The 25,925-nt window shown below is 67.9% G+C and carries 18 protein-coding genes; 4 read left to right on the top strand and 14 right to left on the bottom strand.

What is annotated here, in order from left to right; all coding sequences use genetic code 11:
* Positions 1–23: 23 nt before the first annotated feature.
* The 3 genes from ACEN8G_RS07320 to ACEN8G_RS07310 all read left to right on the top strand — a co-directional run bounded on the left by ACEN8G_RS07320 (position 24) and on the right by ACEN8G_RS07310 (position 2,285).
* Positions 24–1,040, top strand: a complete 1,017-nt coding sequence (locus tag ACEN8G_RS07320) for an adenosine deaminase (RefSeq protein ID WP_413416952.1) — start codon at positions 24–26, stop codon at positions 1,038–1,040.
* The gene (locus ACEN8G_RS07315; RefSeq protein WP_413416954.1) at positions 1,037–1,549 is read left to right on the top strand and encodes a phosphoribosyltransferase; all 513 of its coding nucleotides are present in this window, start codon (positions 1,037–1,039) and stop codon (positions 1,547–1,549) included. The genes ACEN8G_RS07320 and ACEN8G_RS07315 overlap by 4 nt, the downstream gene beginning before the upstream one ends.
* Before the next feature lie 124 nt (positions 1,550–1,673).
* A complete protein-coding gene (locus tag ACEN8G_RS07310) occupies positions 1,674–2,285 on the top strand; it encodes a CC0125/CC1285 family lipoprotein (RefSeq protein ID WP_307118753.1) in 612 nt (203 codons plus the stop codon).
* A gap of 473 nt (positions 2,286–2,758) precedes the next feature.
* Here ACEN8G_RS07310 and secA read toward each other — a convergent pair whose 3' ends face one another.
* The 4 genes from secA to ACEN8G_RS07290 all read right to left on the bottom strand — a co-directional run bounded on the left by secA (position 2,759) and on the right by ACEN8G_RS07290 (position 7,062).
* Entirely contained in the window at positions 2,759–5,500 is a 2,742-nt protein-coding gene (gene secA, locus ACEN8G_RS07305; protein ID WP_413416956.1) for a preprotein translocase subunit SecA, read from the bottom strand.
* Between the two features lie 114 nt (positions 5,501–5,614).
* Complete coding sequence (locus ACEN8G_RS07300) at positions 5,615–5,875, bottom strand: hypothetical protein (RefSeq protein ID WP_413416958.1); 261 nt, start codon at positions 5,873–5,875, stop codon at positions 5,615–5,617.
* Between the two features lie 159 nt (positions 5,876–6,034).
* Positions 6,035–6,334 carry a hypothetical protein gene (locus ACEN8G_RS07295; RefSeq protein ID WP_413416960.1) on the bottom strand — a complete coding sequence of 100 codons (300 nt, stop codon included), beginning with the start codon at positions 6,332–6,334 and terminating at the stop codon, positions 6,035–6,037.
* A 71-nt stretch (positions 6,335–6,405) separates the two neighbouring features.
* Positions 6,406–7,062 (bottom strand): energy transducer TonB, encoded by a 657-nt coding sequence (locus ACEN8G_RS07290; protein ID WP_413416962.1) that lies wholly within the window; start codon positions 7,060–7,062, stop codon positions 6,406–6,408.
* Between the two features lie 55 nt (positions 7,063–7,117).
* On the opposite strand from ACEN8G_RS07290, the gene argJ reads away from it, so the two are divergent.
* A complete protein-coding gene (argJ, locus tag ACEN8G_RS07285) occupies positions 7,118–8,344 on the top strand; it encodes a bifunctional glutamate N-acetyltransferase/amino-acid acetyltransferase ArgJ (protein WP_413416964.1) in 1,227 nt (408 codons plus the stop codon).
* Here argJ and ACEN8G_RS07280 read toward each other — a convergent pair.
* The 10 genes from ACEN8G_RS07280 to ahcY form a co-directional block, all read right to left on the bottom strand.
* Entirely contained in the window at positions 8,341–8,769 is a 429-nt protein-coding gene (locus ACEN8G_RS07280; protein WP_413416966.1) for a hypothetical protein, read from the bottom strand. The genes argJ and ACEN8G_RS07280 overlap by 4 nt on opposite strands.
* A gap of 104 nt (positions 8,770–8,873) precedes the next feature.
* Positions 8,874–9,194, bottom strand: coding sequence for a thioredoxin (trxA, locus tag ACEN8G_RS07275; RefSeq protein ID WP_307118746.1), 321 nt, complete (start codon positions 9,192–9,194; stop codon positions 8,874–8,876).
* A 54-nt stretch (positions 9,195–9,248) separates the two neighbouring features.
* Entirely contained in the window at positions 9,249–12,686 is a 3,438-nt protein-coding gene (addA, locus tag ACEN8G_RS07270) for a double-strand break repair helicase AddA (RefSeq protein ID WP_413740764.1), read from the bottom strand.
* A 164-nt stretch (positions 12,687–12,850) separates the two neighbouring features.
* The gene (gene addB / locus ACEN8G_RS07265) at positions 12,851–15,781 is read right to left on the bottom strand and encodes a double-strand break repair protein AddB (protein WP_413418449.1); all 2,931 of its coding nucleotides are present in this window, start codon (positions 15,779–15,781) and stop codon (positions 12,851–12,853) included.
* Positions 15,782–16,135: 354 nt separating this feature from the next.
* Positions 16,136–16,897 (bottom strand): nucleotidyltransferase family protein, encoded by a 762-nt coding sequence (locus ACEN8G_RS07260; RefSeq protein ID WP_413418447.1) that lies wholly within the window; start codon positions 16,895–16,897, stop codon positions 16,136–16,138.
* On the bottom strand, positions 16,894–17,898 hold the full coding sequence (locus ACEN8G_RS07255) for an aminoglycoside phosphotransferase family protein (RefSeq protein WP_413418445.1): 1,005 nt from the start codon (positions 17,896–17,898) through the stop codon (positions 16,894–16,896). The genes ACEN8G_RS07260 and ACEN8G_RS07255 overlap by 4 nt, the downstream gene beginning before the upstream one ends.
* The gene (gene tsaE / locus ACEN8G_RS07250; RefSeq protein ID WP_413418453.1) at positions 17,883–18,326 is read right to left on the bottom strand and encodes a tRNA (adenosine(37)-N6)-threonylcarbamoyltransferase complex ATPase subunit type 1 TsaE; all 444 of its coding nucleotides are present in this window, start codon (positions 18,324–18,326) and stop codon (positions 17,883–17,885) included. The genes ACEN8G_RS07255 and tsaE overlap by 16 nt, the downstream gene beginning before the upstream one ends.
* 172 nt (positions 18,327–18,498) lie before the next feature.
* Positions 18,499–20,838 carry an ATP-binding protein gene (locus ACEN8G_RS07245; protein ID WP_413416312.1) on the bottom strand — a complete coding sequence of 780 codons (2,340 nt, stop codon included), beginning with the start codon at positions 20,836–20,838 and terminating at the stop codon, positions 18,499–18,501.
* Positions 20,839–20,967: 129 nt separating this feature from the next.
* Positions 20,968–24,090 (bottom strand): TonB-dependent receptor domain-containing protein, encoded by a 3,123-nt coding sequence (locus ACEN8G_RS07240; RefSeq protein ID WP_413740763.1) that lies wholly within the window; start codon positions 24,088–24,090, stop codon positions 20,968–20,970.
* A 365-nt stretch (positions 24,091–24,455) separates the two neighbouring features.
* Entirely contained in the window at positions 24,456–25,859 is a 1,404-nt protein-coding gene (gene ahcY, locus ACEN8G_RS07235) for an adenosylhomocysteinase (protein WP_413416310.1), read from the bottom strand.
* Positions 25,860–25,925: the final 66 nt, after the last annotated feature.

Genomic DNA, 25,925 nt, shown 5'->3' with positions numbered 1-25,925 from the left:
CGCGCGCCTGCGATGTTCCGTCGATGCGCGATCTCGACACTTTCATCGCCGGGCTGCCCAAGGCCGAGCTTCATCTGCATATCGAGGGCAGCCTCGAGCCCGAGCAGATGTTCGCCTTCGCCCAGCGCAACAATGTCGCCATCCCCTTCGCCTCGGTCGAGGAAGTGCGGGCGGCCTATGAATTCTCGAACCTTCAGGACTTTCTCGACATCTACTATGCCGGCGCCGACGTGCTGCGCACCGAGGAGGATTTCCGCGACCTCGCCCTCGCCTATTTCGAGCGGGTGGCGGAGGACGGCGTGGTCCATGCCGAGATATTCTTCGATCCCCAGACCCACACGCATCGCGGCATCCCCTTCGGCGTAGTCGCCAACGGCCTGCTCGCCGGGATGGATGAGGCCGAGCAGCGGCTGGGCATCACCTCCAAGCTGATCCTCTGCTTCCTGCGCCATCTCGACGAGGAAGACGCGTTCAAGACGCTGACCCAGGCCCAGCCCTGGCTCGACCGGATCGCCGGAGTCGGCCTCGACTCGTCGGAACTCGGCCATCCACCCTCCAAGTTCGAGCGCGTCTTCGCCGCAGCCGCCGCGATGGGCCTCAAGCGCGTCGCCCATGCCGGCGAGGAAGGCCCGCCCGCCTATGTCGAGGAAGCGCTCGACCTGCTCGCGGTCGACCGGCTCGACCATGGCAATCGCAGCCTCGAGGATCCGGCGCTGGTCGCCCGCCTCGCCCGCTCGTCGATGACGCTCACCGTCTGTCCGCTCTCCAACGTCAAGCTGTGCAACGTCGAATCGGTCGACGTGCACCCGATCGACCGGATGCTGGAGCTTGGCTTGCGCGCCACGGTGAACTCCGACGATCCGGCCTATTTCGGCGGCTATGTCGCCGACAATTACCGGGCGATCGCCCAGGGCCGCACGCTCAGCAGGCGCGACCTGGTGACGCTGGCACGGAACAGTTTCCTCGGTTCGTTCCTTTCCGATGAGGAAGTTGCCGCGCATCTCGCCAAGGTAGACGCCTATGCGGAGGAACACGCTTGAGCATCGTCTTCACCCATTTCACCCATGCCGAGATGGTCGCGGGCGTCCACGCCATCGCCGAGGCCGCGGAAGCCTGGACCCCGACGCTGCTCGTCGGCATCGGCCGCGGCGGGCTGACGCCGGCGGTGTTCCTGTCGCACCGCATGGGCCTGCCGCTGGTCTCGATCGACCATTCGACCAGGATCGCCCAGTTCGGCGAGGAGCTGGTCGCGGTGCTTGCCAGGCGGACTCGCGACGGCGACCGGCTACTGTTCGTCGAGGACATCAACGACAGCGGCAGGACGATCGGCGAGATCCGTAACGCGCTGGCCGGCGAAGGCGCCATCGCCAGCCGCATCCGCTTCGCCGTGCTGCTCGACAATGTCCGCTCCTCGCAACGGGTTGATTACCGGTCCCGCCAAATCGACCGATCGGTCGACAAGGACTGGTTCGTCTTCCCCTGGGAGGCCATGGCCCCACGCGAGACCCTCGCCGTGGAGGCGATGGAAGTTCCCGAGCGACTCGCGTGACTTGCTGCAGGTCGTTCAGCCGCCGTCAATCGTACTTATGGCACGCTCCGTCGTGGACACATCCCTGCCGGCGCGCGTTCGTTCCGTCATCGCAGTGCCCAGACTTTTAAACTCCGGAGGAACCATGTTGAGAACTCCCAAGCGCCCTCGGTTCGCAGCGCTTGCTCTCATCCTCGCCGGCAGCATCTCGCTGTCCGCCTGTATGACCGCGACCCCCTACCAGCCTGCCACCGGCGCAGGCCCGACCAGCCGCAACGGCTATTCGGACACGCAGATCGAAGGCAATCGCTTCCGCGTCAGCTTCGCCGGCAACAGCCTGACGGCACGCGAGACGGTCGAGCGCTATCTGCTTTACCGGGCCGCCGAGCTGACCCTGCAGCAGGGCTTCGACTATTTCGTGCTCGCGGATCGCGATACCGAGAAGAAGACCGATGTCGTCCGCACGCCGGGCGCATGGGGCGGCCCGGGCTGGGGCGGTGGCCCCTGGGGCTATTGGAGCCCGTCCTGGCGCTTCTATCGCGGCCCGCGCTGGGGCTGGCGCAGCTGGGATCCCTTCTATGACGATCCCTTCTGGCGCGACCGCGACTGGGACTATCGCACCGTCACCCAATATGAGGCCATGGCCGAAGTGGTGATGGGCAAGGGCCCCAAGCCCGGCGACAATGTCCGCGCCTTCGACGCGCACGAGGTGGTCAACCGCCTTGGCCCGTCGATCCAGATGCCGTCGCCGAAGTAAGCGAGCATCAGAAATCCTCCTGCACGCGTGGGAGAGACCAACGGGAGGGAGGGCTGACCGGCCCTCCCTTTTCCTTTGCCCCACTCAGGCCGTTCCAACACCGGCTGCAGGCGCGACTCGCGAAAGTTCACTAAGGTCACACCATTGGCGGTTTTCGCGGCACCTCAAGTTGAGACAATTCCCGGCATCGCCGAGCATCTCGCAACATTCTTGCGAGCGCTTGATCCCATTTTTCCAACGGAATCAAAGAGCAGCCAGCCTCAAGGCTAGCCGCGCGAGCCGAGCAGACGAAATCCTACATTGCAAGGTTCCCCGACGAAGGCCGGGGAGCAAAAGGGCGCACACCCCAAGAATCATCGTCCCCGCGCAGGCGGGGATCCAGCGTTGCAGGCGGCGTTGCCCTTGGCTCTGGATCCCCGCCTGCGCAGGGATGACGGAATATGGATGGGCGGGCCTGAGACCCGCCCCTGAGCTCAGGCCACCTGGCCGTGGCAGTGCTTGTACTTGTTGCCCGAGCCGCACGGGCACGGCGCGTTGCGGCTGACCACGCCTTCCCACTGCGCCGGATCGGTGCCGAGATCCTCGGTCGACGGCTGGGGAATGCCCAGCTGCGACATGCGGGTGGTGACCAGGCCGGCGGCGCCGGCGTCATAGTCATAGGTGTCGTCCTCGCCGGTCAGCGGGTCGATGTGGGTGGTCAGGAAGTCGGGCAGCTGCGGCAGATCGGGTGCCGGCTCCATGCGGAACTGGGCGAAGGCGAGCGTGCGGGTCACGTCTTCGCGAATCTGGCCGAGCATGCGCTCGAACATCGCGAATGCCTCGTGCTTGTACTCGTTGATCGGCGTCTTCTGCGCATAGGCGCGCAGGTGGACGACCTGGCGAAGCGCGTCGAGCATCGCGAGATGCTCCTTCCAGTGATGGTCGAGATTCTGCAGCAGGATCGACTTCTCGACCTGGCGCCAGGTCTCGACCTCGAGGTCGGCCGCCTTGGCCTCGACCATCTGGTCTGCGGCCTCGCGGATGCGCTCCTCGACCATTTCCGGCTCGATCTGCGCTTCGTCCCTGATCCACTGGTCGACCGGCGCCTCGACGTTGAGGGTGCCGAGCACCTTCTCCTTGAGCGCCTCGACCTTCCACTGCTCGGGATAGGAACCGTGCGGGCAGAATTCGCCGACGATCGCGTTCACCGTCTCCGCGCGCATGTCGGTGACGACATCGCCCACGGTCTCGGCGTCCATGATGTCGGCGCGCTGCTCGTAGATGACCTTGCGCTGGTCGTTCATCACGTCGTCATACTCGACGACCTGCTTGCGGATGTCGTAGTTGCGCGCCTCGACCTTGCGCTGCGCGGTCTCGATCGCCTTGGACAGCCACTTGGAGCCGATCGCCTCGCCGTCCTGGATGTTGTTGCGCATCATCTTGGCGAACAGCGTGTTCGAGCCGAAGATGCGCAGCAGATCGTCGTCGAGCGAGAGGTAGAAGCGGCTGAGGCCCGGATCGCCCTGGCGGCCCGAGCGGCCGCGCAGCTGGTTGTCGATGCGGCGGCTCTCGTGGCGCTCGGTGCCGAGCACGAACAGGCCGCCGGCCTGCTTCACCCGCTCCTTCTCGGCCGCGATCTCGGCCTTGATCTGCTCGATCGCGGCGTCCTTGGCCGGGCCCTCCTCCATTTCGGACAGCTCGTCATGGACGCGGAACTCGAGGTTGCCGCCCAGCTGGATGTCGGTGCCGCGGCCGGCCATGTTGGTGGCGATCGTCACCGCGCCGATACGACCGGCCTGGGCGACGATATGCGCCTCATGCTCGTGCTGGCGCGCGTTGAGCACGCTGTGCTCGACGCCTTCCTTGTGGAGGAACTCGCTGAGCATCTCCGACTTCTCGATCGAGACGGTGCCGACCAGCACCGGCTGACCCTTGGCCGAATGCTCTTTGATCTTCTTGGCGATCGCCGCGAACTTTTCCTCGAGCGTCTTGTAGAACTCGTCCTCCTCGTCGACGCGCTGCACCGGCAGGTTGGTCGGGATGGTGACGACGTTCATCTTGTAGATGTCGAAGAACTCCGGCGCCTCGGTCGCCGCGGTGCCGGTCATGCCGCCCAGCTTCGGGTACATGCGGAAATAGTTCTGGAAGGTGATCGAGGCGAGCGTCTGGTTCTCGGGCTCGATCGCCACGCCTTCCTTGGCTTCCACCGCCTGGTGCAGGCCGTCCGACCAGCGGCGGCCGTCCATCATGCGGCCGGTGAACTCGTCGATGATGACGACCTTGTTGTCCTTCACGATGTAATCGATGTCGCGCTTGAACATCACGTTCGCGCGCAGCGCCTGGTTCAGGTGATGGACGACCTGGGTGTTCTCGAAGTCGTAGAGATTGGCGCCCTGGAGCAGCCCGGCGGCCTCGAGCATGCGCTCGACCTTCTCGGTGCCGTCCTCGGTCAGCACGATGGTGCGCTGCTTCTCGTCCTTTTCGTAATCCTCGGGGACGAGCTGCTTCACGACGACGTCGACGCCCATGTAGAGCTCGGACTTGTCGTCGGTCGGGCCCGAGATGATCAGCGGGGTGCGGGCCTCGTCGATCAGGATCGAGTCGACCTCGTCGACGATCGCGAAGTTGAACGGGCGCTGCGTCATCGACGCGCGCTCATACTTCATGTTGTCGCGCAGATAGTCGAAGCCGAACTCGTTGTTCGTGCCGTAGGTGATGTCGGCGCCATAGGCCTCGCGGCGCTGATGGTCCGACAGGTTCGGGATGATCACGCCGGTGGTGAGGCCGAGGAAGCGGTAGACGCGGCCCATCCATTCGGCGTCGCGCGAGGCGAGATAGTCGTTGACGGTGACGACGTGGACGCCGTCGCCCGGCAGCGCGTTGAGATAGGTCGCCAGCGTGGCGACCAGGGTCTTGCCCTCGCCGGTGCGCATCTCGGCGATCTCGCCGCGGTGGAGCACGATGCCGCCGACCATCTGCACGTCATAGTGGCGCTGGCCGAGCACGCGCTTGGCCGCCTCGCGCACGGTGGCGAAGGCTTCGGGAAGCAGCGCGTCGAGCTTCTCGCCGTTCGCCAGGCGCTCGCGGAACTTGATGGTCTGGCCCGAAAGCTCCTCGTCGCTCATCGCCGAGATCGCCGGCTCGAAGCCGTTGATCTTGTTCACGATGCTGCCGAGCGATTTCACATAGCGATCGTTCGAGGAACCGAAGAGGGACTTGGCAATGCCGCCGAGCATGGGTTTTCCAGTCTAAATCTAGGGTGGTCGGACGGGCGCGCCGCTGCGGTCGGCGCCCGTTTGGATGCGAGAACGGTGGAAACGGCCTCGCGGTTCAGCGGGCCGTGGAAAAGCTCATTCGAGCCGGCGCTCGAAGGGCAGGCGCAGTTCGCCGAGCGGAAGCTGCACGGCCGCGAGCGGGGCGGCCTTTTCGGGCCGCAGCAGCGGCACGGGAAGCGCGGGCGTCGCGCGGCGGGCGGGAAGCACCGCCGCCTGGGCCGCCTGCGCAGCCTGGACCACCGCGACACCCTGGACCTGCCGGATTCCACCACGATCGGCCTGACCGACACCGGTCAGGCTCGCGAGGAAGGCAGTCAGGAGAAGCAGCAGTTCCAAACGGCAAGTCTCTAAAACGGCACGGACAGTCATCCGTGCAATAGCTTGGGACATAGTGACTCGATTCGGCTTCGCCAATCGGAAATCGTCGCGACGAAGCCCGGCCCGCATCCGATCGCTGGAACCGGATGCGGTCGGCTCAGGGCCTGGCCTGGTCGATCACTTGGCGGGCGCGGCGCCCGTCACGAAATCCACTGCCGCCGAACGCGATTCGGGCGCCTTGCCCTTCTCGACCGGCAGGGTGATGGTCTGCACCTGCTGGCAGGCGACCTTGTCGATACCCGGGCTGCCGCTGCTCTGCTCGAGCGTGCACGCCGAAACCGCGCCCTTGTCGGTGAAGTCGAGATGGACGACCGGCGCCTGGTGATAGGTGGCCGGCAGCTTCTGCACGGTGACGGTCATGATCGTGGCTGGCGCGGCGGTCTGGCCGGCCAGGGCCAGCAGGGTAGCGAGAATCATGAGATGCCTTTCGTATCCTTGGCGACTGACGCATTGCTATCAGTCGCCGGGCCGATGTCCATGCGACCGGACTATTTCGACGCTTCGAACCGCGCCGACACCATGCGGCTGTCGGGCTGCGGGAGCGATGCGCCATCGATCTTGAACATCTCCACCTGTGCCCTGGCCTGCTCGCAGGCGACCGCGTCCAGCCTGGCGTTGCCGGTGCTCGCCTCGATCCTGCAGGCCTTCGCCTTGCCATCGGCATATACCAGCCGCAGCAAGGCGGGCCCGGCATAGCTCTTCGGCACGGCCTGCAGCCCCACGGTCAGATCCAGCGGTGCGCTGGCGCGTGCAGCCACCGGGCTCGGCGCACGCGTGCCGCCCGGCAGGACCCAGGTGAAGGTGCCGTTATAGTCGCCTGGAGTGTCCTTGCCGGCGCCATCGCGCGCCGGTGTGAAGACCGCACGCCTGAGCAGCATCTCGCAGACCTTGTCGTCCAGCGTGGAATAGCCCGACGATCCCGTCACGCTGCAGGCAGTCGGCTTGCCCTGCGCATCGACGGCGAGCCGGAACTTGACCGCGCCGAACTCGCGGCGCAGCAGCGCGCCGCCGGGATAGTCGTCGTCGGTCAGCCAGGCCTGCGGGCGGCCGCGCGGCTGCGGCTTGCTCGTCAGCGGAGGGATCACCCCGTCCTGCGCTGCGGGCGCGGCCTGCATGACCAGCGCCGCCAAGACCGCCAAGACCATTGATCTTTCCCCCCACTTGCCCGAAGCGGTCGCCAACTTAGCAACAGGTCCGGCCATGTCCATCGAACGCTCCCCGCTCGCGCTGCCCTTCCCCGCCCTGCCGGCCATTCCCGGCGTCACGACGCGGGTCGCCCGGGCGCGCTACAAGGCGTGGGACCGCTGCGACCTGACCTTTGTCGAGCTGGCGCCGGGCACTGCGGTGGCGGGCGTGCTGACCAGCAGCAAATGCCCCTCGCCCGAGGTGGAATGGTGCCGCAAGGCGCTGCCGCTTGGCACCGCGCGTGCGCTGGTGGTCAATGCCGGCAACTCCAACGCCTTCACCGGCAATCGCGGCCGCGCCGCGGTGGAGGCGATCGCCGCCCGCGCCGCGGCGCATCTCGGCTGCCAGCCCTCCGACGTGTTCGTCGCCTCCACGGGCGTGATCGGCGTGCCGCTGCCAATCGACAAGGCCGAGGCCGGGCTCGACAATGCCTTCACCGCCGAGCCGTGCAGCTGGGAAGACGCTGCCGCGACGATCATGACCACCGACACCTTCGCCAAGGGCGCGGTGACGCGCGCCGTGGTCGGCGGCAAGACCGTCCAGCTCGCCGGCATCATCAAGGGTTCGGGGATGATCGCGCCGGACATGGCGACGATGCTCGGCTTCGTCTTCACCGACGCCGCGGTCGATCCGGCCTGGCTGCAGACCGCGCTCGGCGACGCCAACCGCAAGACCTTCTCGTGCATCACCGTCGATGGCGACACCTCGACCAGCGACACGGTGCTCGCCTTCGCCACCGGCAGCGCGGGCAATGCGCCGCTCGCCAGCGACGAGGATGACGGCGCCGACGCCTTCCGCGCCGCGCTCCGGGACCTGTGCCACCAGCTCGCCCTGCTCGTGGTGCGCGACGGCGAAGGGGCCCAGAAGCTGATCGAGATCACCGTGGAGGGCGCCGAGAGCGACGCCAGCGCGCACCGCATCGCCATGTCGATCGCCAATTCGCCGCTGGTGAAGACCGCGATCGCCGGCGAGGACGCCAATTGGGGCCGCGTCGTGATGGCGGTGGGCAAGGCCGGCGAGCCCGCCGAGCGCGACCGGCTGGCGATCCGCTTCGGCGCGACCCAGGTGGCGCGCGACGGGCTGGCGGTGGAAGGCTATGACGAGGCGCCGGTCGCCGAGCACCTCAAGGGCCGCGAAATCGAGATCGGCGTGGAACTGGGCCTCGGCGAAGGCCGTGCCACGGTGTGGACCTGCGACCTGACGCACGGCTATATCTCGATCAACGCCGACTATCGAAGCTAGAAGTCGGCCTGCAGTCCCGCCTGCTTCTGCGCCGCCGGCATATCGGCAGCCGGGATGGGCGCCGCCGAGATCACGCGATCGACGATGATGGCGCTTGGGGCGCCGAAATTGGCCGGATCGGAGGTACGATCCAGTACGCGCCGGCCCATGAACACGATCCGGACAAGGTCGACCGAATAGCGGGTGCGATAGGCAGGCAGACGCACGGCGTCGCGGGTCTGTTCGTCAAAGACCAGGGCAAATCCGCGATCGACATCCGCGGGCCCCAACGCGCCCTCGCGGAAGCTTCCGCCTTCGATATGGCGGAGATAGGTGCCCGTGTACCGGCGCGGCTCGCCCAATCCGGCGCAGGACCGCAGGGGCTGTGCCGAAAGATATCCACCGCAGCCATGTTCGGCGGCTTCATTGTGGAGATCGAGATCCACGACCGTAACCCGCTCGCGGCGCGCAACATTGCCGATCGAGCCAGTATCCTCACAGCCGGTGAGGCAGGCGAACACCCACAGGGTGCCCGCCCGTATCGAGAGGCTCAGAGCTGGGCTTCGAGCCACTTCTTGATGCCGCTCTTGGGCATCGCGCCGACCTGCGTCGCCGCCGGCTGGCCGTCCTTGAACAGGATCATGGTGGGGATGCCGCGCACGCCGTACTTGGTGGGCGCGTCGGGATTCTCGTCGATGTCGAGCTTGATGATCTGGACCTGCTCGCCCAGTTCCTCGGCGAGCTCTTCCAGCGCCGGGGCGATCATCTTGCACGGCCCGCACCACTCCGCCCAGAAATCCACGAGCACGGGCTTGCCGGACTCGAGAACGTCACTGCTGAACTGGGCGTCGGTGGTCGCCTTGGTGGCCATGTTACTACTCCTGATACGATGTCGGGGGTTAATTTATGTCGGCACTGCGCCGGGTCAAGCGCGCAGGCCCAAGCTTTGCTCCTTATCCGCGAAGCCGGGCTTGTGCGCGGCCAGCAACTCGGCGGGCAGCAGATGGAGAGTCGGCCCCGACACGTAGAGCAGGCCCGCCTCCACCGTGCGACCGGGGAAAATCACCGCGAGCGCAGCGACATAGGCCGCCATCTGGCGGAGATGATAGGGTGGGATCGCCTCCAGCCCGACAGGCGCGCGGCGGCCGGTCTTGAAATCGATGACCCGGACATGGCTGTCGGTCACCACCAGCCGGTCGACCGTGCCCGAGACGACCAGCCCCTCCCCCACAACCGCGGCGATCGGGGCCTCGCCGAGGGAGTCGGGGCCGAAAAGCGCGGAGAAGCGCGGGTCCTCGGTCACTGCCAGGGCGGCGGCGACCAGCTCGGCGCGCTGGGCCGGGTCGGAGACGCCGCCTGCCCCGGCCAGCCAGCGCTCGGCGGCGGCGGGGCGATCCGCCGGGCTAACCGACGGCAAACGCTCGAAAAGGGCGTGGAGGAGGCACCCGCGCTCGGCGGCCGCGCGGAGGGCTGGCGTGGGGGGCGGATCGGCGACCGCGTCGTCGCCCAGCGAGGAGGGCGCGAGGGGGCGCGGCGGGCGGGCTTCCTCTGGCGCGGGGCGGCGGGCCCAGTCGGGGAGCGCCGCCACCACCGCCGCGCCGGCGGCCGTGCGGGGCCTGGCGGGGACCGGCGCCTGAGGGTGCAAGCCCTTGAATTCGCGGGTCTCACCCTCGGCCACACCGAGGGCGTCGAGCGCGGCGGCGCTGGCGGCGTACCAGCTCTTGGCCGGGGGTACGCCCTTGGCTATGGGACCCAGCGCGCCGGCGATGACGAGGCGCTCCTCGGCACGGGTGGCTGCGACGTAGAACAGACGCCAATGCTCGCTAAGTTCGCGCGCATCGGCATTTTCGAGGACCTCGCCGAGCACGCCCCGCTCAGCGGCGCGCGGACGGAAGATCGGCAGCTTTCCGGACGCAGCGGACGGTTCCCAACCCAGAAAGTCGCGCGGGGACCTGGTCGGGTCCACCGTAGCGTCCGCCAGGATGACCAGGGGCGCCTGGAGACCCTTGGCGCCGTGCGCGGTCATCACGCGCACCGCCGCCTGGGGCTGGGCCGCATCGCGGACGATCTCGACATCGCCGCGATCGAACCAGTCGAGGAATCGCTGCAACGAAGGGGTCGCAACCTTTTCGAAATTGAGCGTCGCATTGAGCAGCTCCTCGATCGGATCGCGGGCTTCCTCGCCCAGCCGGCGCAACAGCTTGCGGCGACCATCCAAAGGACCAGAAAGTAGTTCTTCCAGAAAGCGATAGGGCGTGGCGATGTCAGCGCGTGCGAGGAGCGCGTAGAGCGGCGCCAGGCGCTCCTCGGGCTGGGTCCTGCGCAGGTGCCGCCACAGTCCGCCACCGGAGCGCACCGCAGCGTCCATAAGCGCCTCCTGCGTCCAGCCGATCAACGGTGACACCAGGAGCGAAGCGAGCGACAGATCGTCCTCGGGCTGGAGCGCGAAGCGGATCGCGGCGAGCAGATCCTGCACCGCAAGCGGCGCGTTCAGCCGCAGGCGATCGACGCCCGCCACCGGCACGCCCTCGGCATAAAGGCGCGCGACGATCAGCGAGGCGAGCTCGCCGCGGCGCTTGACCAGGATCATCACATCCTCGGGCGCCAGCTTGCGGCCCTTGCTCTCCAGGTCGAGCGTGCCGATCCAGCCCTTGATCGCCCGGGCGATGTCGCCGGCGAGCTTGCGGGTGGCGTCGCTGACCCATTCCTCCTCGTCGGCCTCGCTGCCGCCCTCGGTGACCGGGGGCCAGAGCGTGACCGTGCCGGGGCCGGGCACTTCGCTGGCATGTTCCTCGGCATCGGAGAGATCGCCCATGCCGGGCATCGGCAGCGCGCCGATCGCGGCATCGACGAACTCGAGCACCGGACGAGTGGAGCGGAAGCTGTGGGTGAGCGACAGCTCCTCGACCTCGCGCGGCTCGGGCTTGTCCGCATCGAAATCATAGTCGAGGTCGGCCTGGATCCGCGACTTGGCGAGGAAGCGCTCGAAGGCGGCGCGGAAGAAGATCGGATCGGTGCCCTGGAAACCGAAGATCGCCTGCTTGTAGTCGCCGACGGTGAACAGCGTGCGCATCGTCTGGGCGCGCACGCCCTCGCCGACGAAGAACTCGTCGGCGATCGCGCTGACGATCGCCCATTGCTGGGGATTGGTGTCCTGCGCCTCGTCGATCAGGACATGCTCGGTCGCCTGATCGAGCTTGAAGCGTACCCATTCGCCCATGCCGGGCTCGGCGAGCAGCGCGACGGTGGCTTGGATCAGGTCGTTGAAGTCGACCGCGCCGAGGCGGCGCTTGGCCCGCTTGTAGGTATCGGCATAGATGCGGCCGGCCTCCAGCCCGGAAGCGAGCAGGTCCGCATAGGCCGCCTGGGTCTTCATGCCGAGCAGCTGGCCGCAGGTCTCGAACAGCCGCATCGCATAGTCCGCATAGGATGGATCCTGCGGCGCCTGCCCCTTGCCGAAGGAGCGCGGCTCGCCCTTGGCGGTGGCCCAGATCGAATGGAGATCGGCAAGGCTGGCGGCGCGGGCATCGGGGCTCCTGCCGAGCCAGGCTGCGGCGATGTCGGCGCGCTCGAGCCCCCTGCCCGTGCCCCAATCGGCATTCATCACGGTGAGCGCGCGCAGGCTGGCAAGATCGAAGCTGTCGTCGGCGCAGCGGCGGGCGATCTCGGCATCGACGTCGCCCAAGGGAAGTCCCAGCGCTTCGCGGAGGAAGGGCTGGATCAGGACCGGCAGCTCGGCGAGCGCCTCGCCTTCGCGGGCGCAGGCCTTGAGGAAATCCTCGGCCTTGCCTTCGCCCAGCCGCAGCGACAGCGCGCCGACCGCATCGACCACCCAGGCGCGATGATCGCGCTCGGCATCGACGAGCATCTCGGCCAGCGCCTCGCGCGCCAGCACGGCCTCCTCGCGCTGGTCGAGCGGGCGGAAGCCTGGGACGAGGCCGGCCTCCATCGGGAAGGCGGCGAGCAGCGACTGGCAGAAGCTGTGGATCGTCTGGATGCGGATGCCGCCACCGGGCGCGTCGAGCACCTTGGCGAAGAGCTGGCGGGCCTTTTCGCGGCCCGCGGGCGAGATGTTCTCGCCCAGCGCCTCGAGGTCGGCGGCCAGCTCGGTGTCGGACGCGCGCACCCAGCGGGCGAGCCGGCTGGTGATCCGCTCGGACATCTCGGCCGCGCCTGCCTTGGTGAAGGTGAGGCAGAGGATCGCGCCAGGATCGGTACCGTTCAGCAGCAACCGCCAGACGCGCGCGGCAAGCACCTGGGTCTTGCCGGTGCCTGCGGACGCGGAGAGCCAGATATGGCGGCCTGGGTCGGACGCGGTCTTCTGGTTGCCCTTTAGTTTGTGGAGGGGGCGGACTTCAGACATGGGGGTTTCCGCCGAGATACAATCCTCCCCCGCCAGGGGGAGGTGTCAGCCAAAGGCTGACGGAGGGGGAGGCAAGCGACAAACAGGCGGTTCGCTTACCTCCCCCTCCGTCACGCTGCGCGTGCCACCTCCCCCTGGCGGGGGAGGATAAGTGAAAGCCGCCCTCACTCACGGCCATACCATTCGTCGCGGCGCATCAGCTGGTCGTACTCGGCATAGGGAGCGTATTCGGGCACCAGCTTGGCGGTGAAGGGCTCGTCGCCGGTGAGCCAGGCATTCACCGCCTCTGCGAAATGGTGCGCGGCAATGTCGACGAACTCCTCGGCGGGGATCGGCTCCTTCTTCTTCGGGTCGACGGGGCTGTCGACATAGCCGAAGCCACCGGTGCGCGGGGAACGGGCGAGCGACCAATATTCGAAGGCCCGCGCGACGCCCTCGATATCCGTGAACCCGCCGCGCTCGGCGATCAGGCCGAGCAGGCCGAGCTGGAGGCTGAACCCGGCGCGGACGGCACGAGTGCTGGGGGGCTGGCCGGTCTTGTAGTCGACGATCGCCAGGCTGCTATCGCCCAGCCGGTCGATCCGATCGAACTTGCCGCGCAGCTTCACCCCGGCGAACTCGATCTCGCCGTCCAGCTCGACCGCGAGGACCTTGCGGTCGGGATTCTCGGCGATCTGGCGGGCGATCCAGTCGATCGCCTCCATCAGCCGCGGCTGCCAGAGCGCGCGCATCATCGGATGGGTGCGCTCGTCGACCAGCATCGCCTCGGCGCGGGCGCGAAGTCTGGCCGGATCGCAATTGTCGAGTTCGAACCATTTCTGAAGAACGTCGTGCACCGCCGTGCCGCGCCACGCCGCGCTGGGATCGGCATCGACCGGATCGAGCGGCATGAGCTTGAGCATGCGGCGGGCGTAGAAGGCATAGGGATCGGCCTTGAGCCGATCGACCTCGGTGACCGAGATCGCCTTGGGCCGGTCCTCGACCGGGGGCGAAGGCTCCGGGCGCTTAGCGGGCTCAGGCGCGCCGGGGTCGTCGATCGCATGGACCCAGGCGGCAAGATCGGGTGCGCGATCGAGGCGGCCGGACAAGGCTTCGAGGCGGAGCCAGAAGCGCGAGGCGATGGTCGGCGCGGTGGCGTCGCGGCGGGCGCGGGTGAGGAGGACTTCGGGTGCGCCGAGCGCGCCGGCCAGGTCGTGCGCGGCGAGGCCGATGCGCCGTTCCAGCCCCGGCAGGCCCAGTTCGGCGCGAATGCGCGGGGCGAGCCAGGGATCGGGCGCGGGCAGGCCCGGCCAGACGCCTTCGTTGAGCCCGGACAGGATCATCAGGTCGGCGGTCTGCAGGCGCGCCTCAAGCTGGCCGAGGATGGCGAGGCGCGGATGTCCGCCCTGGGGCGGGCGGACTGCGATCTGGTCCATCAGCGTGCGCAGCATCGGGGCGAGCGTGTCGGGATCGGCGCGGTGCGGGCCATCGACGCCCTCGCGCTCGAGATCGTCGAGCAGGGTCGCGGCGGCGCGGCCCTCGGCACGGCTCCACAGCCCATCGCCGCCAAGCGCCTGGGCGGCTTCGCGGAGTGCAGCGAGGAGGACGGGGATCGGCTGGGCGCCGGCGCTGAAGGCGGCTTCGAGCGGGGTGAGCAGCGCGCGCGCCTCGGGCCACCAGCGCAGCGCCGCCTGACGGAGCGGGCCGTCCCTGCCCTCCTGCTCGGCGAGATGACGATCGATGCCGGCAAGATCGGGCGCCGGGCGCGGGCCCCTGAGGGCACGATCGAGCAGGCGGGCGCCGTCGAGCCATTCGGTGCGCGCCTCAGGCATCACCAGCGGGTGCTTGAGCAAGGTGAGCAGCGGCAGCGGGGCGAAGCGCTGGGCGGCGGCATCGGCGAGCGCGAGGAGCAGGGTGCCCGGCGGCAGGATCGATAGCGGCTGGCCGGCGGAATCGTCGACCGCGATGCCCCAGCGGGCGCAGTGCGCGGCGACGCGGCGGGCGAGCGCGCGGTCCGGGGTGACGAGCGCGGCGGTCCTGGCCGGCGTCTCCAGCACCTGGCGCAGCGCCAGGGCGATGGCCTGGGCCTCCTCGGCCGGGGTGGCGACTTCGAGGACGCGGACGCCGTCGAGCTTGCGCTCCTTCTCGGGGAGCGTAGTCCAGCCATGGGTCAGCTCGGGCGGCTGCATCGCCGAGGCGATCGCCTTGCTGCGCGAGGGCGCCGCGTCATGCTCGCTCATCGCCCGCCAGGGATCGAACTCGCTGCGGTGGACGCCCATCCGCTCGAGGAGCAGCTTGAGGTGGAATTGCGGATGGGTCTCGAGGTTGCGCTTGCGCCGGCCCGAGGGATCGGGCGCGTGCGGGCCGAGCATGTCCCATTCGGCATCGGAGATGGCGATGGCGAGATCGGGGAGGACGACCATGCCTTGGGGCAGCCCGGCGACGACGCGCTGGAGCCGGGCAATGGCGGGCGCGCTGGCGGTGATGCCGGCGGCGCAGACGAAGCCGGCCGGGGGTGCGGTCTTCCAGCGCTTCGCCACCTTGTCGATCAGCAGGCGGCGGCGATCGGCGAGGTCGATGCGGCCGAGCCGGGCGAGTTCCCTGGGCCAGCCTTGCAGGACGATCTCGAACAGGTGGAGCGAGCGCTCCCAATGGGCGGAGAGCTCGGGGCCGAGATCGAGCTCCTTGAGGCGGCGCGGCGGGACTTCCTCGATGAGGAGCTGGTCGAGCGTGGCGGCGAGGTCGCCGGCCAGGCGGACGGCTTCTGCGGCGTCGTGGCGGGGCTCGGCCTGCTGGATCAGCCGGGCGAGGATGAGCTGGCGCTGGAGCGGGCCGACCGCGGGGGCGACGGGCTCGGGGTCGCCGGCGGCATCGAACACCGCCTCGTCGAGCTCGGGATCGCCGACCGCGACGAGGCGCGGAAGGAGCAGGCCGCCGCCGCTGGCACGGACGAAGGCGTCCTGGATGGCGCGCTTGGCGCGGTTGTTGGGGAGCAGGACGATGCCGCGGGCGAGCGCCATCGGATCGGCCCCGAAGCGCTGGATCAGCCCGTTGGCGAGCGCATCCGCGAAGGCGCGGTGCGGGGGGATGGTGTAGAGGTGGAGGGCTTCGGGCATGGGCTTGGGCGACACCCTAGCGCCCATTTATTCAGCTAGGGAGTGGGGCAGCACAACGCGACTGTTGAAAACAGAAAACCACTCGTTGCGATAATCGCATGAAGTGAGATAGGCTCTGACGGCGTCGGTTGCCCGCCTAGGAACGAAATGGTTTTGGAGACCCTTCGTTGGACACCCGCGGGGGCAACCGACGCAGCCAGCCCGAAAGATGTTTGGACCACCTGTCGGACACTGAGTTCGTCAGTGCAGTAATGATTCTATTGCCGTTTCAGGCCGGAACAAGAGGAGATTGGTTAATCGACGCCCCTTTGGGGGTTTCGTGCACAGGAAAATCGCCTGTGGACGACTGAGCCCTCAAACCGCCGCCAATATCTCTTCGGCTTCCTTGACTGCCCCCGGCGTGCCGACATCGAACCACAGCCCCTGGTGGACCGTGCCCCACAGCCGCCCCTGCTCCATCGCGCGGTTCCAGAACAGGTTGGTCGAGAACGGGCCCTCGGGCCAGTCGCGGATCACGCGGGGGTGGAGGATCTGGGCGCCGGCATAGACGAACGGCGCGAGGCGGCCGGGCTTGCGGCGCTCGGTGATGCGGCCGAGCGGGTCGAGGCGGAAATCGCCCTGGCCCTTGTGGCTGTATGCGCGGGCAAGGGGCACGAGCAGCAGCAGCGCGTCCATCTTCTCGTCGTCCCAGGCGGCGGCGAGCGCGTTGAGCGAGCCGATCGGGCCGTCGACCCAGAGCGTGTCGCTGTTCACCGTGAAGAAGGGCTTGTCGCCGAGCAGCTCGCGGGCCTGGACGATGCCGCCGCCGGTCTCCATCAGCTGGGCGCGCTCGTCCGAGATCAGCACCTCGACATCGCCGGCGCGGACCTTGAGGTGCGCCTCGACCTGGTCGGCGAGATAATGGACGTTGACCACGGCGCGCTGGATCCCGGCCTCGCGCAGATGATCCATCGTATGGTCGAGCAGCGTCTTGCCGGCGACCTCGACCAGCGGCTTGGGGCGCGTGACGGTGAGCGGGCGCATGCGCTTGCCGAGGCCGGCGGCCATCACCATCGCGGTCTCGGGCAGGGCCACGTCCGGGTTCGGACGCAGCGAATAGGTGGCGGAGGGTTTCATGCGCCTGCGCCGGAACCTGCTATGGTGAGTGGGTCGCCGCGCATGTCGGCGGGGATGTTCGCCTCGAACCAGTCGGCGACCGGCTTGAGCGCCGGATGCTGGAGATCGCGGTTGAGATAGGTCCAGACGCGCGGGCAGAGGCCGGGGTAGCGTGGCTTGCCGTCGCGCTTCCACAGCCGGGTGAAGATGCCGACGATCTTGGCGTTCCGCTGGGCGCCAAGCACGTGATAGGCCACGTCGAACGCGTCGCCGGCGCCGGTGATGCGCTTGTAGCGATCGAGCATCGCGGTCTCGAGCTCGACCGGCACGTCGCGGCGCGCGTCCTGCAGCAGCGAGACGAGGTCATAGGCGGGATGGCCCGCCAGTGCGTCCTGGAAGTCGAGCAGGCCCAAGGTCTCCGCGCTACCGTCGATCAGCATGATGTTCTCGACATGGTAGTCGCGCAGCACCGTGACAGGCGTGTGACCCGTGAGCACCGGCGCGAGCACTTCGTCCCAGGCGGCGCGATAGCCCTCCATGTCGACGTCGAGTCCGACCGCGGGGCAATACCATTCGGGAAGCAGGTTCGCCTCGCGGTGGTACTCGGCGAGGCTGTAGGGCTTGAGCAGATCCGCCGCGGGGTGCCCGGCGAGGCGGATGATCAGGTCGATCGCTTCTTCGTAGAGCCTGAGCTCGCTCTCGGGCGCGGCATCGACGGTCTCGCGCATGCGGGCGTCGCCGAAGTCCTGGATGAGGACCAGGCCCTCGGTCAGGTCCTCGTGCAGGATCTCGGGCGCGGCGAAGCCATGGTCGGTCAGCCAGCGGGCGATGTTGATGAAGGGGCGCGGGTCCTCGTGCGGCGGCGGCGCGTCCATCAGGATCGCGGTGCGGTCATGCTCCACCACGCGGAAATAGCGGCGGAACGAGGCGTCGCCGGCGAGCGGACGGATCTCGGCGCCACCCCAGCCGGCGGCAACGAGGAAGTCGGGCGCCGCGGCGGGCGGATTCATGTCAGGGACCATCGGTCCTTCCATGCCGCGGGCACCTTCGCTGTCAAGACGCGCGCGCCGTCCGGTGCCACATCCAGGGACAGCCACAGCGCATCGTGCCACGCCGCCGCGCCCAGCCGCTCGGGCCATTCGACGATCAGCAGCGAATCGTAGCGGGCGTCGTCGAGGCCCAGCTCCTCGGCCTCGGACGGATCGTCGATCCGATAGAGATCGACGTGCAGCACCGGGAAGCGCACCTCGGGCGGCTCATAGGGCTGGACGATCGCGAAGCTCGGAGACGGCGCCTCCTCCTCCAGCCCGAGCGCCGCCAGAAGCCCGCGGGCGATGCTGGTCTTGCCGGCACCGAGCGGGCCGGACAGCGCGATCACGTCGCCGGGGCGGGCGAGACCGGCGAGGCGACGGCCGAGTTCGAGTGATTCTTCGGGTGTGTGGAGGTGCATGGTCATCAAAATCCTCCCCGAGCTTGTCTCGGGGAGGGGGACCATTCGCGCAGCGAATGGTGGAGGGGCGCGACAGTGAAACCGGCGCGGTGCGCCGGCCCCTCCACCACCGGCTTCGCCGGCGGTCCCCCTCCCCCAGCAAGCTGGGGGAGGATTTGAAGGGCGCCCTTCCTCATTTCCGCGGCAGCTCCACCGTCACCAGCGTCCCCTCCCCCGGCTCGGAGATTAGCTCGATGCGGCCGCGGTGCGCGTCGACGAACTGCTTGGCGATCGGGAGGCCCAGACCCAGCGAGCGCTGGTTGCCACGGGCATTGCCGAACTGGGCGAAGCGGTCGAAGGCGCTCGCCACCTGCTCCCGCGTCATGCCCGGCCCATTGTCCGAGACGATCACGCGGGCGACGCGCTTGTTGCCGTCGAGATGGAGCAGCACCCTGCCCCCGTCCGGCGTCGCCGAGACCGCGTGGCGCAGCAGATGCTCGATCACCTGGCGGACGCGGCGCGCATCGCCGGTGATGCTGCCCGCGCTGCCGGCATCCTCGACCACCAGCTCGATGTTCTTGGCCTTGGCGAGCGGCGCGACCGCCTCGGCGGCGTTCTGGGCGGCATGCTCGATATCGACCGGCGCCTTTTCCAGCGGAGCGCCCTCGCTCTGGGTCAGGTCCAGCACCTCGTCGATCATCGTGCCCAGCCGCTCGACCGAGACGAGGATCGCCTCCGAATATTCCTGGCCGCTCTCGCTCAGCTGGCCGGCAAAGCCGCCGTGCAGCATCTCGGCGAACCCCTTGATCGAAGTGAGCGGGGTGCGGAGCTCGTAGCTCATGTTCGCGAGGAACGAGGTCTTGACCCGGTCCGCCGCCTCCAGCGCCTCGTTGCGGGCGCTGAGCGCACGCTCGGCGCGGTGATGATCGGTGGTGTCGAGCATGGTCACCAGCGCATTGCCGTCGGGCAAGGGCACCGCGGTGATGTCGAAATGCCGGCCATCGGCAAAGGCGATGCTGGAGCCGCGCGACTGGCGATCCTGCGCGGCGATGCGGATCAGGTCGCCGATGATGTCGGCACGCGATGCCTTGACCAGCTTCGGCCCGAAGGCGCGGACCAGCGCCTGCACCTGGGGATGGCCATCGAGGAACGCGTCCTCGAAGCCCCAGACCTGGCGGAACTTGCGGTTCCACAACTGGAGCCTGCCCTTGCCGAACACGGCGACCGCCTCGGCCAGGCCCTCGAGCGTGGCGGTGCGCACCTGCTGCATCTCGCCATGCTCGCGCTGCAGCTCGAACTGCTGGGTCTGGTCCTCGAACAGCAGCAGCAGCCCGCCTTCGGGCAGCGGCTGGGCGACGACGCGCATGTGCGTGGCGCCGAGGCTCCAGGTCTCCTCGACCGCATCGGGCGCGACGAACCATTCGCGCCGCTCCGCCTTCCAGGCCGGATAGTCGCGCACCTCGGGCAGGCGATTGGCCTCGCGCATGCGATCGAGCACCCGGTCGAACTCGGGGCGGTCGGCCAGCCATTCGTTCTTCATCGCGAACATGCGGCGGAACGGCTGGTTGGAGAAGATCAGGCTGCGATCGGCACCGAACTGGGCGACGCCCGCCGAAATCCGGTCGAGCATCGCGCGCTGGGCGGCGGCGAAGCGCTTGAGCCCACCCCGCGCCTGTTCGAGCTCCTCGATATCGACCGCGAAGCCGGCGACGCCGCCGGTGCCGAGCGGCATGTCGTGGAGGCGCAGCATCCGGCGCTTGCCGCCGATCGTCGCGGGCATCGCCGCGGTCTGGGGCTCGCCGGTGTCGCGCGCGATCGCGGCATTGGCGAGCGGCCCGCCCATGCCGACGCCCTCGACCAGCTCGAGCCCGCGGGCGACAACATCCTCGGAATCCTTGCCCTCGACCGCCTCGACATAGGCGGTGTTGACCATGAGCAGGCGCAGGTCGGCACCGCGATACCACATCGGCATCGGCGCAGCCTCGATCAGCGCGGTGAGCGCGTCGAAGGCAGCGCGCAGGCGGGTCGCCTCCCGCTGAAGGCGGTTGATCTCGGACTGGCTCTCGGTCGCATCGAGGAACCAGAGGACGACCCCACCGGGGGCGTTTACGGCCTGGGGCGCCCGCTCGCCGATCACCAGCAGGGCACGCTCGGAGCCGTGCGCGCGCACGGAAAGGCTGAACGGCTTGCCGGCCTTCTGCGCTGCGGAAACCTGGACGCCCAGCGCATCGGCGTCCTCGGGCAGCAGCCCGGCATCGACAGTGCTGAGATCGCCCAGCTCGCGCGGCAGGTCCCGGAAGCCCAGCCAGTCGCCCAGCCGGCGCGGCAGCTCGATGCGGCCGTCGGCACGGACCAGCATCGCCTGGGCGGGCGAACCGCTGATCAGCGCGGCAAGTTGCGCATTGGTCTCGGCGATCGTGGCAGCCTCGGCCCGGGCGCGCAGCCCGGCGAACAGCGCCCATACCCCGCCGATGACGAGCAGCGCGAGCACGGCGCCTGCGACCACCGCAGCGGATTGCGCGATGTGGATCACAATTGTCGTTCGCCAGCCGGAAGCATCGACCACCCTTAGGCCAAGTTTCCCACCGGCGGAAAGCGCTCGCGCAACAAAAAGGGCCGGGCGGAAAACCGCCCGGCCCCGATTGCCTGAACTCGGGTTCGCTTAGAAGCGAATGGTCGAGCCCACGTGGAAGTAACGACCCAGTGCGCCACGGAAATAGACGTCGCTGGTGCCCGAGGACGGGAACGGCGGCGCCGTGTCGAACAGGTTGTCGACGTTCAGACGCACCTGGAAGCGCTCCGCCACGTCCATGGTCACGCCCATGTTGGTGAAGAAGATCGCATTCTCGTGGTTGAACGGCTCGTAGTTCGGAGCAGCGTTCACCGAACGCAGCGCCGGGCCGATATACTGGCCCTGCAGGAACAGCCCGAAGCCCGAGTTGTCATAGGTCAGCGAGACGACGCCCTTGTCGGTCGAGTAGCCGACCGAACCGTTGGTCGTGGTCTTGGTGCCAGCGGTCGTGCTCGAGAGCTCGAACAGGTGCTGGTAGCTGACCGAGAGGCCGATCGAGCTGTTGGCGCCGAGGAACGGCGTCTTGCTGCGATACTGGCCCTGGGCGACGATGCCGCGATAGCGCAGCTCGTCCTGGTTCACGTAACCGGTGACGATGTACGAGAGCTGGCCCGAGCTGTCGCGCAGCTGACGGCTGCAGAACGGGTTCGACGGATAGGCCGAGCTGTCATAGCAGCCATTGACCACGTCATCGCCGCTGAACGAGGTGATGACGCCCTTCACCCGGATATCGACATAGTCCGCGGTGAGCGAGAAGCCGCGGAGGAAGGTCGGCTCGAACACCGCACCCACCGTCCAGCTGTTGGCGGTTTCGTTGTTGAGGGTCGGCGAGCCCTGGATCGCCTGGGTGAACGAACGCTCGTCCGACAGCGCGTCGAAATTGGCGATCTGCGCCGGGGTCAGACCCGCCGCGGCCAGCGCCGCGGTGCAGTTCGCCGCACGGGTCGTCGGGTTCGGGCCGTTGGCACGCTCCAGACGGTCGCACGGATCGGTCGCGAAGCCGAAGAAGCTCTGCGCCGGGGCCGAGCTCTCGGTGATCGAGGGCGAGCGGATCGAGTGGGTGTAGTTGCCGCGGAAGGTGATGTCCGCGATCGGCTGCCAGCGGCCACCCGCCGTCCAGGTCACCGCGCCGCCGTTCACCGAGTGATCGACATAGCGGATCGCGCCCTGGAACTGCAGCGAGCGGATGAGCGGGATGTTGTTGTCCGGACCGATCAGGTCGGCCTGGATTTCGCCGAAGATTTCGTCGGTGTTGTAGCCCGCGTTGATCGGCGCCATCGGCACGTTCTGGCCGTAGGAAACGCGATCGTTGTTCGGGATGCCGTCGCCATTCTCGTCGACGTTCGACGTGGGATCCGGACCGCCGAGGAAGATCGCGCCCGGATCGAACTTCTGGTGCTCGTCGCGGTGCTCATAGCCGATCGCGAACGACAGGTCGCCGCCCGGCAGCTTGAAGAGCGGACCGGTCAGCGAGGCGGTGAAGTCCTTCTGGGTGTTCACCGAACGCGGCGTGGCGATGCCGGTGATATAGTCGCGAGCCGCCTGGCTGGCGACGCCCGAACCGAACAGGTTGAGCGGCGCGCAGGTCGAGCTGACCGTCGGCGCGCTCGAGTTCGGCAGGCCGGCAAGGCACGGCGTGCCGGTCGGGTTCGCGGCGGTGATCGCGCCCACGGCGTTCAGGAAGTTCTGCTCGACGATGGTCGGCTGGCGGCTCTTGACCGTCGACCGGCCATAGTTGCCGACGACTTCCCACTTCCATTCCTTGTCGCCGAACACGTTGAACGACCCGTCGAACCCGCCGACGAAGCGGACGATGTCCACCTGGCCACGGACGCGGCCGGTGGTCAGGTCGGTGTTCGCGCGGCCGAGGTAGAAATAGTCCTGGTTGGCCGTGTAGCCCATGCACTGGTCGCTGAGCGTGAAGCAGTTCGGATCGTTGATCGACTGGACGATCGACGCCCGCGCCGCCGGCGACAAGAACGGGTTGTTGATGCTCAGGATGACGTCGCCCGAGGGGGTGCCCGGCGCGCCGAAGAAGCCCGACTTGTATTCCGGCTGATCGCGCAGGTTGGTGCCTTCGGAGTGCGAGTACCAGGCCTCGCCGAAGAAGCGGATGTCGTCGCTGACGTCATAGGACGCCATCGCGATGCCGCTGTAGCGCTTGGTGTTGGTCAGCAGGTTCGACAGCTCGGTCAGGCTGAAGCCGTTGCCGCCCGACGCGTTGGTGAAGCTGGTCGGGGTGCCGAAGTTGATCGGAACCAGGTTGCCGTTCGCATCGAAGCGCAGGTTCTGGCCGGGGGTGCCGCCGTTGACGCCGGGACTGTAGGGGCCGCCGAAGAACGAGTTCTGGTAGCGCGGCGACAGCACCGAGTTCACGCCGAGCGCGTCATAGAGATAGCGGCCGACGAGCGGGATGCCGTACTGCGAGATGCCCGGGATGCGGCGGTCGTTGTAGAACTGGCGCGAGAAGGCGTAGCTCGAATCGACCTTGGTGTCGAAATAGCGGCCGCGCGCGGCGAGGTCGCGATCGGTGTAGAGCAGGCCGTCGGACTCGTTATACTCGCCCGCCACGGTGATGTTGAGGCGGCCGAAGGTGTGGCCGGCCAGCGCGCGGACGCGGAAGTCGGCGGCGTCGCCGCGATCCGAGATGCCCTTCTGCGCGTCGATCTCGAAGCCCTGATAGTCGCGCTTCAGGATGACGTTGATCGTGCCCGCGATCGCGTCCGAACCGTAGATCGGCGCGCCGCCGACGGCGACGGTCTCGACGCGGTCGATCAGCTTGGTCGGGATGACGTTAAGGTCGACCTGGTCGCCGCCCGAGCCGGTCGGGCCGAAGATCGCCGAGGTGTTCGAGCCGACGAAGCGGCGGCCGTTGACCAGGGTCAGGGTGCGCTGCGAGCCGAGGCCGAAGAAGTTCACGAAGCTCTGGCCCGGGCCGAAGCTCGACTGGAGGCCGACCGGCGACGAATCCGCGACGCCGAACGAGGGCAGTTCGTTGAGCGCCTGGCCCAGCGTGTTGAAGCCGCGGGCTTCGATCTGCTCGCTGCTCAGCGTCTGCACCGGCTCGACGGTGTCGTTACGGTTGCGCGCGATGCGCGAGCCGGTGACGATGATGGGGGTGTCGTCGGCCTGGGTGGCCGCCGGGGCGGCCTGGGTGTCGGACTCGGGCACCTGCGCGGTGTCCTGCGCCTGCGCAGCCCCGCTCGTGAACATCAACGCGAGCGCAAGCGTCGATGCAGAGAGGGTTGCGGCACGGCGCCGCGAGAAGGATTGGTTCATGTTTCGCCCCTTACTTGGTTCTTTAACCATTTCATCCGGTCTCGATCCTGCAAAAGATCGGACTGGCGATCACCTGAGCCTGCAAGATCAGCACATCATTCATCAACGAGCAATGTATCTCGCAACACCGGGGAAACACTTTAGGTTTGGCGGTGCGACATTTTTGACACGCCGATGCACGAAAGACGCTTCTTTTCGTGTTTTGCGGCGCACAATGCGCAATAAACGGAAAAGGGCCGCGCGACCTTTCGGCTGCGCGACCCTTTTGCACCGCAGCGGCCCGAAGGCCGCGCGCGGGATCAGTAGCGATAGTGATCCGGCTTGAACGGACCCTCGACGGTGACGCCGATGTAATCCGCCTGCTTCTGCGTCAGCTTGGTGAGCTTCACGCCGAGCTTGTCGAGGTGGAGCGCCGCGACCTTCTCGTCGAGGTGCTTCGGGAGCACATAGACGTCGTTCTTGTAGGTGTCCGACTTGGTCCACAGCTCGATCTGGGCGAGGACCTGGTTGGTGAAGGACGACGACATCACGAACGAGGGGTGGCCGGTCGCGTTGCCGAGGTTCACCAGGCGGCCCTTCGACAGCACGATGATCTTCTTGCCATCCGGGAACTCGACTTCGTCGACCTGCGGCTTGATCTCGGTCCACTTGAAGTTGGCGAGGCCGGCGATCTCGATCTCGCTGTCGAAGTGGCCGATGTTCGAGACGATCGCCATGTTCTTCATCGCGCGCATGTGATCGACGGTGAGCACGGCTTCGTTGCCGGTGGCGGTGACGAAGATGTCGGCGCGGGTGGCGGCCTCTTCCATCGTCACGACTTCATAGCCTTCCATCGCCGCCTGCAGCGCGCAGATCGGATCGATTTCGGTCACGAGCACGCGGGCGCCGCCGTTGCGGAGCGAAGCGGCCGAGCCCTTGCCGACGTCACCGAAGCCGGCGACGCAGGCGACCTTGCCGGCGAGCATCACGTCGGTGGCGCGACGGATCGCGTCGACCAGCGATTCCTTGCAGCCATAGAGGTTGTCGAACTTCGACTTGGTGACGCTGTCGTTCACGTTGATCGCCGGGAAGGGCAGCTTGCCCTTCTTCGACAGCTCGTACAGGCGGTGGACGCCGGTGGTGGTCTCTTCCGACACGCCCTTGATCGTGGCGACGGTCTTGGTCAGGTAGCCCGGACGCTCGGCGAGGAAGCGCTTCAGCGTGGCGACGAAGATCTCTTCCTCTTCGTTCGACGGGGTGAACAGCGCTTCACCCGCCTCGACGCGCGCGCCCCACAGCGCGAACATGGTGGCGTCGCCACCATCGTCGAGGATCATGTTGCAGGTCTGGTCCTGGCCCCAGTCGAAGATGCGGATGACGTAATCCCAATACTCCTCGAGCGTCTCGCCCTTGACGGCGAAGACGGGGATGCCGGCCTCGGCGATGGCAGCCGCGGCGTGGTCCTGGGTCGAGTAGATGTTGCAGGTCGCCCAGCGCAGCTCGGCGCCGAGTTCCTTGAGGGTCTCGATCAGCACGGCGGTCTGGATCGTCATGTGCAGCGAGCCGGTGATGCGCGCGCCCTTGAGCGGCTTCGAAGCGCCGAACTCGGCGCGGAGCGCCATCAGGCCGGGCATTTCGGTCTCGGCGATCTCGATCTCCTTGCGGCCAAAGGCGGCAAGCGAGAGGTCCTTGATGACATAGTCCTTGTCGAGCACGGTAGCCACGAGCTGTCTCCAGATGTGAATCGGTTACGCGCCGGGAATCGCCGGCTGCGGATGCGGGCGCCCTAC

Source organism: Sphingomonas sp. Sphisp66 (assembly GCF_047324325.1).
Lineage (GTDB): Bacteria > Pseudomonadota > Alphaproteobacteria > Sphingomonadales > Sphingomonadaceae > Sphingomonas.
The sequence above is the reverse complement of the archived record's forward strand: the minus strand, read 5'-3'. Positions and strand labels throughout refer to the sequence as shown.